Below are 13,503 nucleotides of genomic sequence, written 5' to 3'. Positions count from 1 at the left end.
TGTTTTATTAATGGCAGTTCTCTCTATGACTTTTATTCATCGTGCTCAAAGCAATGAGCTCTGCTTATTGTGCAATATTGTAGTCGTTGCATCCCCCTCCCTATAGGTGAGCATTTTCACTATAAAAAATAGAATAACAAAAATGCCCCCGTCTGTTTCTAAGACGGGGGCATTTCTGCAAAAAAAGATATATCTTTGCTTGATATTATTAATAGAATACTAGAAAAAATAGCTTAATGAATAGTCCTGAATACACCGATCACTTTTCCTAATACGATGCAACTGTCAAGAATGATAGGATCCATTGCACTGTTTTCCGGCTGCAATCGAATATAGTCTTTTTCCTTATAGAACCTTTTCACCGTAGCTTCGTGCTCTTCTTCTGTCATAGCTACAATAATATCTCCGTTATCAGCTGTTTGCTGCTGCCTGACAATAACCAGGTCTCCATCAAAGATTCCCGCTTCTATCATACTGTCTCCCTGGATAGTCAGAATGAATACTTTCTCTTCTGAAACCATACGTTCAGGTAAAGGGATATACTCTTCTACATTTTCAATGGCTGTAATAGGCTGTCCTGCTGTAACTTTCCCGATCACCGGCACATAGACCGCGTTGCTTTCTGAAATGATAGGCTGTTCAGGCTCAAGCTCAATAACTTCAATTGCTCTCGGCTTGGTAGGGTCTCTGCGGATGAGTCCTTTTTTCTCTAATCGGGAGAGGTGTCCGTGCACGGTTGAGCTTGATGCCAGGCCGACTGCTTCACCAATTTCCCGAACAGAAGGAGGGTACCCTTTTTGGCGGACTTCGTCTTTAATATAGTCTAATATTTGCTGCTGCCTAGTAGACAACTTACTCATAGTTCCGCACCTCTTTTTATTCTGTGAATTTAAGCAAATTATACCATGGAAAACATATGTACGCAAACATTCGTTCTAATTTTGTTGACGGGAACAATAGTTCTCGTTATAATCAGCATTAAATAAGAACATACATTCTCATGAAAAGGTGATTCATATGATAAGAAAGTTTCAGCAAATTTCAGGACAAGAATGGCTTATCCTTTTATTATTTATTCTTTCTATTATCCTTCTTGTCACTACTGTCCAATTTCAAAGCTCTGTAGATGAGCCTGGGAACCTTCCAGCGGCTGCCGTTGAAGAAGAACTCAGTGACACTGCACTTCTATCTTTCCTGCCGGAAAGATAGGCAGTTTTGATCGATGATTGAACACAATGTTATAATAGTACGTGATACAGCAGGTGTATGATAAGGCGGTTATTCAATGAAGAAATGTATTATTTATTGCCGGGTAAGCACGGTTAAAGAAAGCCAGCAATCCTCCTTGAGCAGACAAGAGGAAGAGCTGAAGAAACTGGTAGAGGAAAAGGGCGACCGAGTCTATAAAACTATTAAAGAAGAAGCAAGCGGCTATACAGTTGAGCGTGTAGGCTTGCTTGAAGCTCTGGATGATCTGTCAGAAGGAAGAGCCGATGCGCTCTGTGTCCAAGACGACACGAGAATAGGAAGAGGAAATGCTAAGATTGCTATATTGCACCAGCTTCATAAACAAGGTGTTGAGGTGTATTCAGTCCGTGATGGAGGAAAGCTTCAGCTATCAGAAACGGATTCCATGCTGATGGATATCATTTCTGTGGTGGAAGAGTATCAACGGAAAATACATAACCTTAAAATCCAGAGGGGGATGAAGCGGGCTGTTGAAAAGGGTTACAGACCTGAAAGGAATTTAAAAAACATGGATCAGGGAGGGCGCGATCGAAAAGAAGTGCCTATCGAAGAAATTGTAAATTTAAGAAAGCGTGATTTAACTTTTCATGAAATTGCTGCCACGTTAAGAGGTCTGGGATTTGAAGTCTCAAAAGCAACAGTTCACCGCAGGTATGTGGAATATATAAAATTAGAAACCCAGGATTTGGAAAGTGGAGAGAAATAAACAATGTCTTTCTATTTCAAAGCATTAGCTTTGTCAGGTCATGTAACAACACGCCTGGACATTTGCATTTACCTTGACTCATACGTTACCATGTACATATATTTCGGTAAAAATAGGGAGGTCTTACATCTGTCATGTTATCCCAAGATAAGATTGCTCGAATTAATGAACTAGCGAAACGAGCTAAGACGACAGGACTAACTGAAACAGAAGAGGCTGAACAACAAAAGCTAAGAAATGAATATTTAGCTAAGTTTCGTTCTTCTTTTAAAAGTCAGCTTCAATCAGTGAAAGTAGTTGATGAAAAAGGCAACGATGTTACGCCAGCAAAACTTGAAGAAGCCAAGAAAAGCGGAAGGTAACTTATCACATATAGAGAGCCTTAGACAATTGTCTAGGGTTTTTTATTTTTATTAAGTATTAATATACCGATTCTTTTTTGGCAAGGTGGAAGATTAAGGTCTCTCTAGCCTTGTTAAAAACAAGCAGAAAGGATATCATAAAACAGGAATACATATACAGAGGAAGAAAGGATGAATTTCAGGAATGTCAACTAATGTTGAGCAGCTAGCGATAAACACCATTCGTACACTATCTATTGACAGTATTGAGAAAGCAAATTCAGGTCATCCTGGTCTGCCTATGGGGGCGGCTCCTATGGCTTTTGCCTTGTGGACAAAAGTAATGAAGCACAATCCGTCTAACCCCGAATGGTTTGACCGGGACCGTTTTGTATTATCTGCTGGACACGGGTCTATGCTTTTATACAGCCTGCTTCACCTTACAGGTTATGACCTGTCTCTTGATGAACTAAAAAACTTCAGGCAATGGGGAAGTAAGACCCCAGGCCACCCTGAATACGGACACACTCCTGGTGTGGAAGCAACGACAGGCCCATTGGGTCAGGGAGTCGCAATGGCAGTGGGGATGGCCATGGCTGAAAGACATTTAGCTGCGACTTATAACAAAGAGGGCCATGAAATTGTTGATCATTACACCTATGCTCTATGCGGTGACGGTGACTTAATGGAAGGTGTATCCGGTGAGTCAGCCTCATTAGCAGGGCATTTGAAACTTGGACGTCTGGTGGTTTTATATGATTCAAATGATATTTCCTTGGATGGGGATCTTAATAAATCGTTCTCCGAGGACGTAAGAAAGCGTTATGAAGCATATGGCTGGCATACGATTCTAGTAGAAGATGGCAACGACATAGATGCTATTACGAAAGCCATTGAAGAAGGAAAACAAGATGAGCGTCCGACACTCATTGAAGTAAAGACCACCATTGGTTTTGGTGCTCCTAAAAAAGGAGGAACAAACGCAGCTCATGGTGCTCCTCTTGGCTCAGAAGAAGTGCTTGCCACTAAAGGAATGTACAAATGGGAATTTGAAAACGACTTTCACATCCCGCCTGAGGTAGCAGAATTTTATGCAAACGTGAAAGCTGAGGGAGCAGGGAAAGAAGTTGAATGGAATAAATCGTTTGAAAAGTATCAGAAGGCATTCCCGGAACTTGCTGAGCAATTTACTCAAGCGGTAAAAGGCGAGCTGCCAAATGGATGGGACAGTAACCTTCCTGTTTATAAGGCTGGCGAGGATAAGCTTGCAACACGTGCTTCTTCTGGAGAAGCGATTCAGGCTCTATCTTCTGCAGTTCCTGCCCTTTTCGGCGGGTCAGCTGACCTTGCATCCTCTAACAAAACTCTCGTCAAAGAAGAAGAGGATTTCACACGACTTAATTACAAAGGAAGAAATGTCTGGTTTGGAGTTCGTGAGTTTGCAATGGCGGCAGCAGTCAATGGGTTGCTTCTTCATGGCGGAGTAAAACCTTATTCTGCAACGTTCCTGGTCTTTTCGGATTACCTCCGTCCTGCCCTTCGCTTAAGTGCACTTATGGAGATTCCGGCTACCTATGTATTTACTCACGATAGCATTGCAGTGGGTGAAGATGGTCCAACCCACGAGCCGATTGAACAAATTGCTGCATTAAGAGCAATTCCTAATCATTCTGTAATCAGGCCTGCAGATGGCAATGAGACAGTGGCAGCCTGGCGTGCGGCTCTTGAAAGCCAAAACAAGCCAACCTCTCTTATCTTGACTAGACAAGGACTGCCAACACTAGAGGGAACAGCAGAGAAAGCCTATGAAGGAGTGAAAAAAGGAGCTTATGTGATTGCTGAAACAGAAGGAACTCCTGATGCTCTTTTATTAGCTACTGGGTCTGAAGTGTCATTGGCTGTCGAAGCTAAAAGCGCCCTTGAAAAAGACGGAATTAAAGTCAATGTAATAAGCATGCCAAGCTTTGATCGCTTTGATGAGCAAAATAAGGATTATAAAGAAGAAATTCTTCCTAGTGACGTAGAAATTCGTCTCGGTATCGAAATGGCTGCTTCTCAAGGCTGGCATAAATATGTAGGCCTAAAAGGAGATACCTTAACCATTGATCGCTTTGGAGCTTCTGCGCCTGGAGACAAAGTTATTGAAGAATATGGGTTTACAGTGGAGAATGTTGTAGCAAAAGTAAAGGCATTACTGCAAGGATAATGATACACGATAGAAGGAGCTCTCTTTTGGAGAGCTTCTTCTATCTTTTTTCTGAATATTAATGAAATAATTTTACATTCGACAAAAAGAATGGTAGATTAAAACCATAAAATGACACTCCTTGCTTTTTTTATCCTGTATGATGAAAAAAAGATTCCAGGAGGGATACGGCAATGAATCGTTATGTACTATACTTAATGGAAAAGGAAGTGGCGGTTCAATACTACCAATCTGAGGATAAACTATATCGCCTGTTCCAGGACTATGAAAGAGCGTATAAGTGGGCAAAGCCATTACTAGAAAAACAAATAAAATACGTCACTACCCCGATTCCAATTGAAGATTGGCTTTTGAGCATGGAGGGAATGTTTCAGGACCAGGGGTTTAGAAAAGCGGTTAAAGAGGATCAAAGCTTAATGTTTAAAAATACCGACGAAACTGCTTCCCTTACGGTGACTCCAACGTTTATGATCCTTGAAACTGACGGGGATTACCAAAAAGAGTGGATAGTATTTGATATCATCAAGCAGCTAAGCGACTATATCTTTGCAATTAATTACAAAAAACAAACCTTCGGGTGGCTGAAGCCGTTAAAAGTTTACACGGTTTTATAAAGTTTTTCATCCCTCCTCTTTCATTAGGACTTTGGATACGTTATAATATACAAGGTTATACTTGCATTCATGACATTATTTCCGTTAATGGTCTTAGAAGGAGGAACATAAGTAATGGATTGGCTTTGGTTTGTGCTTGTGGGGCTTGCTTGCCTTTTAGCTGGTTTAGCATTAGGTTTTTTCATTGCCCGCAAGACCATGATGAATTACATGAAGAAAAACCCGCCTATTAATGAACAAATGCTGCGGGTAATGATGATGCAAATGGGTCAGAACCCTTCACAGAAAAAAATTAATCAAATGATGAAAGCAATGCAGCGGCAGCAAGATAAGAAATAACACAAGCACCTCAAATATGAGGTGTTTTTATTTTGCGATTAGAAATTTTGATGGGAGAGCAGGTGGTGTTATGAAAGTATTTTTAGATTTATGGTGGTATTTCAAAAAAGAGAGGAAACAGTATGGAACAGGAATTTTTCTTCTCGTATTAGTCTCCTTCTTATCCCTGCTACCTCCCTATGTGGTTGGCGTCTTTGTTGACCATATATTAGAAGAAACATTAACACAGGAAATTATATGGCATTGGACAGGGATTTTATTCATACTTGCTGTCTTAATATATATTCTCCGCTTTCTTTGGCGCTTGCTGATTTTTGGCTCTGCCATCCGACTGGCACGCTTGCTTAGGAACAGACTTTATGAGCATTTTACAAAAATGTCGTCAAGCTTTTACAACAAAAGACGAACAGGTGACTTAATGGCTCATTCAACAAACGACATAAGAGCTATAGAACAGACAGCGGGAGTAGGAGTATTAACTCTTGTTGATTCTCTGACCATGGGCGGATTTGTCATTCTTACAATGGCTATTACGATTAGCTGGGAACTGACACTGATCAGTTTAATCCCTATGCCATTTATGGCACTCATGACAAGTTATTATGGAACGTTGCTGCATAAAAGGTTTGGAAAGGCCCAGGAAGCTTTTTCTTCATTAAACGATAAAGTTCAAGAGAGTGTTTCAGGAGTCAGAATAACGAAAACATTTGGCCATGAGAATCTGGAAATAGAGTCCTTCAGGGACAAGTCAGAGGACGTGGTGAAGAAAAATATTTCGGTGGCCAAGGTTGATGCATTATTCGATCCTACGATCTCTTTTATTGTAGGTATCTCATATTTTCTATCTATTTATTTTGGGGCTCAATATGTATTAGCTGGAACAATTACAATAGGGGAGCTTACGAGCTTTACGATCTACCTTGGATTATTAATATGGCCCATGCTTGCTTTTGGCTGGCTCTTTAACATAGTGGAAAGAGGCCGTGCTTCCTACGGCAGGGTTGAGAAGCTTCTCAAAGAACCACAAGTAATTTCAGATAAAGACGGAGCGGTATCTATCCCGCCTGAAGGTGATGTAAAAGCTCATATTCACACAGTATATTATGACAACAGCCAGGATCCTGCTCTTCAAAATATCTTATTTTCCTTGAAAAAAGGGCAGACGTTAGGAGTAGTGGGGAAAACAGGGAGCGGAAAGACTACGTTAGTAAAGATTTTCTTAAGAGAAATTGAGATTAATAGAGGGGAAATTTTGTTTGGAAAGCATTCTCTTAGCACATATACTTTGGATGCATTGAGGAAATCTATTGCTTACGTGCCTCAGGATCATTTTTTATTTTCTGCTACGATTGCTGATAACATTGCATTTGGAGATCCAGATGCTTCCTTTAGCAGCCTGATCAAAGCAAGCAGGCTTGCGAGCGTTCATGAAGATATCATTTCACTTCATAAAGGATATGAAACGGTAGTAGGAGAAAGGGGAGTTACCTTATCCGGAGGACAAAAGCAGAGAATTTCTATCGCAAGAGCTCTTTTGCTTGATCCAGAAATGCTTATATTAGATGACTCTTTATCTGCGGTCGATGCTCAAACGGAGGAAAATATTTTGCATGCGTTAAGAAAAGAAAGAAGAAACAAAACAACGATTATTACGGCTCATCGTTTAAGCGCAATCAAGCATTCAGATCTTATCCTTGTGCTTGATGAAGGAAAAATACTGGAAAAAGGGAGCCATGAGGATTTAATGCAGCAAAAAAACGGCTGGTATAAGAGGATGTATGAGCAGCAGCAGCTTGAATCACTCGTTACCAGAGGAGGGAGGCAGGATGAAGCACCAAGATGATTTTTTGGATCCCAAGGAACAAAGGGAAGTGTTTTTCAGGCTTATGGCTTATATAAAAGGGCATAAAGGGCTTGTTATTCTTTCTTTTATCTTCCTGTTACTTGGAACAGGAGCCGAACTTGTTGGTCCGATTTTAATTCAAATTTTTATAGACGATTACCTTACGCCACAAAACTTCCCTTTTGAGCCGCTTTTATGGTTAGGTGCTGCTTATATTATCCTGCATGTAACTTCGGTTATTTTTAACTTCTTTCAGCGTTTTTGGTTTCAAAAGATTGCGTTACGGATTATTCAGCAGCTTCGAATAGATGTTTTTTCGAAGACGCAGAAATTTGGCCTTTCCTTTTTTGACCGTACTCCGGCAGGCGGGATTATTTCAAGGGTGACCAATGACACCGAGGCAGTTAAAGATATGTTTGTTGACGTATTATCGACATTTGTTCAAAATATTGTATTTCTTATTGGTGTTTTCATAGCTATGTTTTATTTAAATGCACGTCTTGCGATTCTATGCTTATTTCTCCTTCCTGTGATTTTTGGTCTTATGTATGTATACCGTCGTTTAAGTGCCAGGTTTTACGGAGCAATGAGCGGTAAGCTAAGTCAGTTAAACGGAAAAATCAATGAATCGATTCAGGGAATGACAATTATTCAAGCTTTCAGGCAGCAAAAAAGAATGAGAAGAGAATTTGAACAGGTAAACGAAGAACATCATCGTGCCTGGTTGAAGGGCATGAAACTTGATGGGCTGCTGCTGCGGCCTGCTGTAGATTTTATATCTATTCTTGCTCTTATTTTGGTTTTACAATATTTTGGTTTTGCATCGTTTCAAGGACCAGTTGAGATTGGAGTGTTGTACGCATTTGTAAATTACCTGGATCGTTTTTTTGAGCCTGTTAATCAAATGATGCAGCGTCTTTCATTGTTTCAGCAGGCCATTGTATCAGCTGGACGTGTTTTTCGATTAATTGATCATAATGAAACTGCCCCTTTTAAGATTGGCAAAGACCGTCCAACTATCCGGGAGGGAGAAGTCCGTTTTGAAAATGTTTCTTTTTCATATGATGGAAAAACAGACGTATTGAAAAATATTTCCTTTACGGTTCGCAAAGGCGAAACTCTTGCTTTAGTGGGGCATACTGGGAGCGGGAAAAGTTCGATTATAAATCTGTTGATGAGGTTTTACCCGGTAGAACGAGGACGTATTTTGATTGATGGAGCAGATCTTTCCTCCTACGAAAACAGTGAGCTTAGAGAACATCTGGGTCTGGTTCTACAGGATAATTTCTTATTTACTGGAGATGTGAAAACAAATATCAGGTTATATGATAAAGCATTGACTGATCAGGACATCGAAAAAGCTGCACGCTTTGTGAATGCTGACAAATTTATCAGTCGGCTTCCGAAAGGGTATAACCACCCTGTTGGAGAACGAGGCGCTACTTTTTCCAGCGGAGAAAGACAGTTGATCTCCTTTGCAAGAACTATGGCGCGCTCACCAAAGATATTAATTTTAGATGAAGCAACGGCCAATGTTGATACAGAAACAGAAGAAGCGATTCAAACAGCATTACAAAGAATGAAAAAAGGCAGGACCACGCTCGCCATTGCTCACCGGCTGTCCACAATCAAGGAAGCTGATCATATCCTTGTTCTTCACCAAGGAGAAATAGCCGAGGAAGGAACCCATGACCAGCTCCTGAAAAGGAAGGGACTTTATTACAATATGTACTTGCTTCAACAAGGGATTAATAAAGAAATGCCTGGATGACAATTCGTGTGATAAACGATTATAAAGTTTGAAAAAGTACACCGCCCGATCATATCTATGATCACCAAAAAAGGGTCCAATTATCAAATAACGATAAATGGACCCTGCTTTCTTTAAAGAGGCTGTTTTTCCAAGTCTCAGTAATTATTTCTCTACCTGAGAAATCCATTGCTCTTCGTCTCAAAAAGGGTGTGCGGTCAGTGCTTTTTCATTTTGATACAAATTAAGCAGTTCATCCAGTTCCTGGCTTGCTTGCAAAACTTTTCCAGAGGTTAAACCATAGTGGCGGCCAGCATTTATCATTTGGTTTCGTTTGGCTTCTATTTTGATTATGAGCTCTTGTGCATGCATGATCATCTTCACCTCAAAAAGTATCATTGAAAAATTATACAAAATTTAATCATCTCTGGCAAGCCGTATAAAGAAAGATGAGTAGTTGCTAATCAAGAGTGTCTTTTGTCATAATAATATAGAAGAATTGATAAACTTACAAACGGGGTGAAGAAATGGCGACGGAAGTGATACATGTAGAAGGAATGACATGCGGTCATTGCAAAGCTTCTGTAGAAAGAGCATTAACAAGTTTGCAAGGCGTAGAAAAGGCTGAAGTAAGTCTTGATCATAAAAACGTAAAAGTTTCTTATGATAACGATAAAGTGACACCTGCTAGGATGAAAGAAGAAATAGAAGACATTGGGTACGACGTGGAAAAATGAGTCAAAGCCGCCTGAAAATAAGGCGGTTTTTTCCTTCTTCCACATGGTACAGAAAAAAGGAGGCGGCAGCTGTGACATGGCAAAAAATATCTTCTGCTTTTCTTTTCGTACTCTTTATCATTTTCTTTATCTGGTTAGGGTCCGCCCAGCCAAAGGACTCCCAGGAATCAGCATTGCCTTTGGAAGGTTTTCAGGCACCGCCTTTATCCTTATACAAAAATGGTTCGATGTATGATCCGATAACAGAAGATGAGAAACGCCTCCTTGTCGTAAACTTCTGGGCTTCCTGGTGTCCTCCTTGTCACGAAGAGATGGAGGATTTAATAGCAACCTCTCACCTGTTTGAAGAAGAAGAGGTGAAGTTTGTTGGAGTAAACATGCTTACCCAGGATAACATGGAAGATGCCAAGAGCTTTATAGAGGAATATGAAGTTCCTTACCTAAATCTTTTTGATGAAGAAGGGACTGTAAGCAGAGAGTATCAGGTGAGATCAATACCGACTACCTTTTTAATAGATGCAGAAGGATACATAAGATGGAGGAAAACAGGTGCTCTAACAAAGAATGAATTAATACATGCTATACATATAGTAAGAGAAGAAGGGGGCAGAAGTGATGATGAAGAGGCATGATTTAATCACCATGGGACCTTTTCAATTTCCAGGCTGGCTCATTGCTTTGGCCGTTGCTTTTGCTCTCTCCTATGCGTTACTAAGCATTATCTTAAAAAGAAAGTGGGGAAACAATGCAAAGGAAGAGATTACTTCAGCTGTAATAGGTGTAATTGTGGCAGGGTTTATCCTATACCATATTTGGCCCTTATTTGGAAATTGGAGTATGATACTTAACCCATCCCAGTTACTGTTTACTTCTGGAGGTCCTTTAGCAAAAGAGGCTGCTGTCTTATTAGGTGCTATTGTGCTTGGTTTAATTTGGAAGAAAAAGAAATGGTCTCTTCATGCAGCCGATGACATTTCATTGTCTGTTTTCCTTGGTTATTCGCTCTATTCCATGATATTAATCCAGCCAGGCCTATCGACCGGGGGTTCATGGGGACTGATGTATGATGGGAATTTTCATCATCCCCTTCATGTGTATGAAGGGACACTGGGGCTTGTTTTTTTATGGTTTGGAGCAAATTGGGTTACAAGCAAACAGCCATTTATCTTTACTCTTTACCTGGCTTTTAGCGTCGTTGCTATCGAATTACTGTTAAAGCCTGTTTCCCCTTAAAACGACATTGCATCTTTCAGGCTGCTCGGTGTATGATTAATAATAGGAAACTTACGGAGTTTTATAGTAGCCGTAAAACGGAAAAGGGAGGAGGCATACACCTTGACAACATCGGTGATGCTTGGAACCTTGGGCGCTGCCATGATGGCTGCCTTAGCGATCATCATACGCTTAAAAGCAATTAAGAAGCCGGCCACACTCAAAAAGATTGTTCTTCCCCCGATTTTTATGTCGACGGGATTTCTCATGTTTTTATATGAACCTGCCCGGTTATCTCCTCTTCAAATTATGGAAGCACTGGCAGTTGGCTTGATTTTTTCTATTTTCTTAATTAAGACGTCCAAGTTTGAAATAAAAAATAATCAAATTTATTTGCGCCGTTCAAAGGCATTTGTGTTTATTTTAATATTTTTGTTACTCGCTCGCATTACTTTTAAAACCATTATTGGCGATGCGATTCACGTGGCAGAACTGGCTGGGATGTTTTTTATTTTAGCTTATGGGATGATTCTTCCTTGGAGAGTAGCGATGCTTCTAGGGTATAAAAAGGCAGAGAAAGAGTTGTTGGTGAAGGATCCGATTGAAAAGCCTTCGCCGGCTCCAGCAACAAGGTAAAGATGACTATCTCACCTAAATGAAAATAAGGCTCCCATTATCGTCTTTTGATAAAGGGAGCCTTATTTTTGGATTTAAAACTGTTTGGTTATCCTGCTGGAAAGTAGACTTCGTTGATGGTAAAAGCAAGAGCTATCCACTGGGGGGCCTTCCCTGGCCCCGGTTAGCCGAAGTCTTGGTCGCGCATAGAAGACACCGTGAAAGCGAATGAAAAGAAATTTGAACGGCATTTGAACAATCAGCCAACAAAATACCCTTGACTAAAGGTAAGAAAGAGGCTGGGACAAAACAGTCTCTGAAAAGAAATAAAAGGTGTCAGTTATCGATTTTCGATAGCTGGCACCTTTTTGGTGATCAGAATTGGGTATGATGGGGCTTATGAGCGGTGTACTTTCTCAAGTTCACCGCCATTAATGCAAATCCAATTTCGTTTTTCACCTGTTTTTTTCCTCTGACCGACATTCGGGTGAAACGCAAATTAGCCTTCAGAAATCCGAAGGTTGGCTCCACAACGACCTTACGCTTCCCGTAGATCTCGCCGGTTTCTTCATCTGAAAGTGTACATAGACGTTGATTGTTCAAACATCACGAGACGCCTGCGGGAAAAGCAAGAGCTGAAGATCCGCCGGGGGGTTCACCCGGCTAGCTGAAGCCTTGCACGCGGCATAGAAGACACCGTGAAACCGAATGAAATGAAGCTGAACGGATGTCGCACTTGTGCCTTTAGGTGCAAGCGAGTGTATTTTTAACAATCAACCAACAGAATTATAATATAAGTAAGGGCCCTCACCGACGGTGAAGGCCCTTCTATTGTGTGCCCGGCATGGGTATAAACTCTAGGGTTAAAGTCCCGAACGGTGAAGGTCGTTGTAACCGCTAGTCAAAGGCAAGGGTGTCCAGGGTGACCTGGAATCTGAAGGAAGCCGGAGACAAACTTCCGCCCCGAGGAATACGAACCTCATAGAAGGCTGTCTGTCTGGGATGAGTCTGCAATACAAGACAAAGCCCCAACGACCAAAGGGATAGGCAGTAAATGAGGCGGGGATATGGAAGGGAAGTTTATGCCCTTACCCGGGGAGGTCTGATGGGAACGCCGCACACATGCGGTAACCGATTCTCAAAGAATCGCTGAACCATCAGAAGTCAGCCGAAGCCATAGTACCTTACCTTCCGGAAGGTAAGGGAAGGGCTGAATCATAAAATGAGTACCATTTCCCTGGCGTACGCGTCATCCGATGACACAGAATAGACCAACTACCTACGAAAGAGAAGTGAAGTCTTCGAGGGCGCAGGTAGGGTGGAGGATGGTCGCCACACAAAAGAACGAAATGGTCACGTGGAGGGTGAGCAACATGTTGGAACACATTCTACACCGAAACAATCTGAATGCCGCCTACTACAAGGTGACAAAGAATAAAGGAAGTCACGGCGTTGATGGAGTTCCCACTTCCGAACTGAAAGCTCAGATTTCGGAAGAATGGGACACCATCCACGACCAACTTCTGAAGGGTACGTACCAACCGTCTCCCGTCCGTCGAATCGAAATCCCGAAAACGAACGGAGGCAAACGGAAGTTAGGTATCCCTACGGTGATGGATCGTACGATCCAACAAGCGCTCAACCTCTATCTTCAATCGATGTATGACCCTAAGTTTTCTCCGCAAAGCTATGGGTTCCGACCAGGAAAGCGAGCACATGATGCGGTGAGACAGGCGAAAGCCTATATCAATGAGGGGTACACCTGGGTGATAGACATCGACCTCGAGAAATTCTTCGACCAGGTTAACCATGACCGGTTGATGCGAACGCTAAGCTTCCGCATTAAAGACCCCCGGGTGCTTCGTCTTATCCGAAAATACCTCCAAGCAGGC

Annotated in this window: 15 protein-coding genes and 1 pseudogene; 13 read left to right on the top strand and 3 right to left on the bottom strand. The window is 41.5% G+C overall.

Annotation, left to right across the window (positions count from 1 at the left end; all coding sequences use genetic code 11):
• Positions 1 to 233 precede the first annotated feature (233 nt).
• Positions 234 to 860, bottom strand: coding sequence for a transcriptional repressor LexA (gene lexA, locus CEF17_RS08995; protein ID WP_100399234.1), 627 nt, complete (start codon positions 858 to 860; stop codon positions 234 to 236).
• A 157-nt stretch (positions 861 to 1,017) separates the two neighbouring features.
• Between lexA and CEF17_RS08990 the strand changes: the two genes are divergently transcribed.
• From CEF17_RS08990 to CEF17_RS08955, 8 genes are all read left to right on the top strand, one after another.
• Entirely contained in the window at positions 1,018 to 1,209 is a 192-nt protein-coding gene (locus CEF17_RS08990) for a hypothetical protein (RefSeq protein ID WP_100399233.1), read from the top strand.
• A gap of 76 nt (positions 1,210 to 1,285) precedes the next feature.
• On the top strand, positions 1,286 to 1,954 hold the full coding sequence (locus CEF17_RS08985; RefSeq protein WP_100399232.1) for a YneB family resolvase-like protein: 669 nt from the start codon (positions 1,286 to 1,288) through the stop codon (positions 1,952 to 1,954).
• A gap of 134 nt (positions 1,955 to 2,088) precedes the next feature.
• Positions 2,089 to 2,316 carry a DUF896 domain-containing protein gene (locus tag CEF17_RS08980; protein WP_054637204.1) on the top strand — a complete coding sequence of 76 codons (228 nt, stop codon included), beginning with the start codon at positions 2,089 to 2,091 and terminating at the stop codon, positions 2,314 to 2,316.
• A gap of 184 nt (positions 2,317 to 2,500) precedes the next feature.
• Complete coding sequence (tkt, locus tag CEF17_RS08975) at positions 2,501 to 4,501, top strand: transketolase (protein WP_100399231.1); 2,001 nt, start codon at positions 2,501 to 2,503, stop codon at positions 4,499 to 4,501.
• A gap of 173 nt (positions 4,502 to 4,674) precedes the next feature.
• Positions 4,675 to 5,115, top strand: a complete 441-nt coding sequence (sirA, locus tag CEF17_RS08970; protein WP_100399230.1) for a sporulation inhibitor of replication protein SirA — start codon at positions 4,675 to 4,677, stop codon at positions 5,113 to 5,115.
• 114 nt (positions 5,116 to 5,229) lie between these two features.
• The gene (locus tag CEF17_RS08965) at positions 5,230 to 5,454 is read left to right on the top strand and encodes a YneF family protein (protein ID WP_054637207.1); all 225 of its coding nucleotides are present in this window, start codon (positions 5,230 to 5,232) and stop codon (positions 5,452 to 5,454) included.
• Between the two features lie 70 nt (positions 5,455 to 5,524).
• Positions 5,525 to 7,297 (top strand): ABC transporter transmembrane domain-containing protein, encoded by a 1,773-nt coding sequence (locus CEF17_RS08960; RefSeq protein ID WP_100399229.1) that lies wholly within the window; start codon positions 5,525 to 5,527, stop codon positions 7,295 to 7,297.
• A complete protein-coding gene (locus CEF17_RS08955) occupies positions 7,281 to 9,068 on the top strand; it encodes an ABC transporter ATP-binding protein (protein WP_100399228.1) in 1,788 nt (595 codons plus the stop codon). Before CEF17_RS08960 ends, CEF17_RS08955 begins: the two co-directional genes overlap by 17 nt.
• Positions 9,069 to 9,248: 180 nt before the next feature.
• Here the strand turns inward: CEF17_RS08955 and CEF17_RS08950 are convergent, their stop codons facing one another.
• Positions 9,249 to 9,446, bottom strand: coding sequence for an aspartyl-phosphate phosphatase Spo0E family protein (locus CEF17_RS08950; protein WP_232725477.1), 198 nt, complete (start codon positions 9,444 to 9,446; stop codon positions 9,249 to 9,251).
• A gap of 128 nt (positions 9,447 to 9,574) precedes the next feature.
• On the opposite strand from CEF17_RS08950, the gene copZ reads away from it, so the two are divergent.
• The 4 genes from copZ (at position 9,575) to CEF17_RS08930 (ending at position 11,632) form a co-directional block, all read left to right on the top strand.
• On the top strand, positions 9,575 to 9,784 hold the full coding sequence (gene copZ, locus CEF17_RS08945) for a copper chaperone CopZ (protein ID WP_100399226.1): 210 nt from the start codon (positions 9,575 to 9,577) through the stop codon (positions 9,782 to 9,784).
• Between the two features lie 71 nt (positions 9,785 to 9,855).
• The gene (locus CEF17_RS08940; protein WP_157842997.1) at positions 9,856 to 10,416 is read left to right on the top strand and encodes a TlpA family protein disulfide reductase; all 561 of its coding nucleotides are present in this window, start codon (positions 9,856 to 9,858) and stop codon (positions 10,414 to 10,416) included.
• Positions 10,400 to 11,017: a prolipoprotein diacylglyceryl transferase gene (locus CEF17_RS08935; protein ID WP_100399224.1), complete on the top strand. Its 618-nt coding sequence runs from the start codon at positions 10,400 to 10,402 to the stop codon at positions 11,015 to 11,017. Before CEF17_RS08940 ends, CEF17_RS08935 begins: the two co-directional genes overlap by 17 nt.
• 117 nt (positions 11,018 to 11,134) lie before the next feature.
• Positions 11,135 to 11,632 (top strand): CcdC family protein, encoded by a 498-nt coding sequence (locus CEF17_RS08930; RefSeq protein WP_100400861.1) that lies wholly within the window; start codon positions 11,135 to 11,137, stop codon positions 11,630 to 11,632.
• A gap of 354 nt (positions 11,633 to 11,986) precedes the next feature.
• Here CEF17_RS08930 and CEF17_RS08925 read toward each other — a convergent pair.
• Positions 11,987 to 12,190: pseudogene (locus CEF17_RS08925) on the bottom strand (transposase); the annotation flags it as partial.
• A 794-nt stretch (positions 12,191 to 12,984) separates the two neighbouring features.
• Here CEF17_RS08925 and CEF17_RS08920 point away from each other — a divergent pair.
• Positions 12,985 to 13,503, top strand: a 519-nt coding sequence (locus CEF17_RS08920; protein ID WP_269799478.1) for a reverse transcriptase domain-containing protein, incomplete at its 3' end; no start/stop codon positions are given.

The sequence above is a fragment of the Bacillus sp. FJAT-44742 genome, assembly GCF_002797315.1.
GTDB lineage: Bacteria > Bacillota > Bacilli > Bacillales > Marinococcaceae > Thalassorhabdus > Thalassorhabdus alkalitolerans.
The sequence above is the reverse complement of the archived record's forward strand: the minus strand, read 5'-3'. Positions and strand labels throughout refer to the sequence as shown.

Bases quoted from the DNA above. Each gene is read 5' to 3' on its own strand.
- lexA (WP_100399234.1), bottom strand. From the start codon at position 860: ATGAGTAAGTTGTCTACTAGGCAGCAGCAAATATTAGACTATATTAAA.
- CEF17_RS08990 (WP_100399233.1), top strand. From the start codon at position 1,018: ATGATAAGAAAGTTTCAGCAAATTTCAGGACAAGAATGGCTTATCCTT.
- CEF17_RS08985 (WP_100399232.1), top strand. From the start codon at position 1,286: ATGAAGAAATGTATTATTTATTGCCGGGTAAGCACGGTTAAAGAAAGC.
- CEF17_RS08980 (WP_054637204.1), top strand. From the start codon at position 2,089: ATGTTATCCCAAGATAAGATTGCTCGAATTAATGAACTAGCGAAACGA.
- tkt (WP_100399231.1), top strand. From the start codon at position 2,501: ATGTCAACTAATGTTGAGCAGCTAGCGATAAACACCATTCGTACACTA.
- sirA (WP_100399230.1), top strand. From the start codon at position 4,675: ATGAATCGTTATGTACTATACTTAATGGAAAAGGAAGTGGCGGTTCAA.
- CEF17_RS08965 (WP_054637207.1), top strand. From the start codon at position 5,230: ATGGATTGGCTTTGGTTTGTGCTTGTGGGGCTTGCTTGCCTTTTAGCT.
- CEF17_RS08960 (WP_100399229.1), top strand. From the start codon at position 5,525: ATGAAAGTATTTTTAGATTTATGGTGGTATTTCAAAAAAGAGAGGAAA.
- CEF17_RS08955 (WP_100399228.1), top strand. From the start codon at position 7,281: ATGAAGCACCAAGATGATTTTTTGGATCCCAAGGAACAAAGGGAAGTG.
- CEF17_RS08950 (WP_232725477.1), bottom strand. From the start codon at position 9,446: ATGATACTTTTTGAGGTGAAGATGATCATGCATGCACAAGAGCTCATA.
- copZ (WP_100399226.1), top strand. From the start codon at position 9,575: ATGGCGACGGAAGTGATACATGTAGAAGGAATGACATGCGGTCATTGC.
- CEF17_RS08935 (WP_100399224.1), top strand. From the start codon at position 10,400: ATGATGAAGAGGCATGATTTAATCACCATGGGACCTTTTCAATTTCCA.
- CEF17_RS08930 (WP_100400861.1), top strand. From the start codon at position 11,135: ATGCTTGGAACCTTGGGCGCTGCCATGATGGCTGCCTTAGCGATCATC.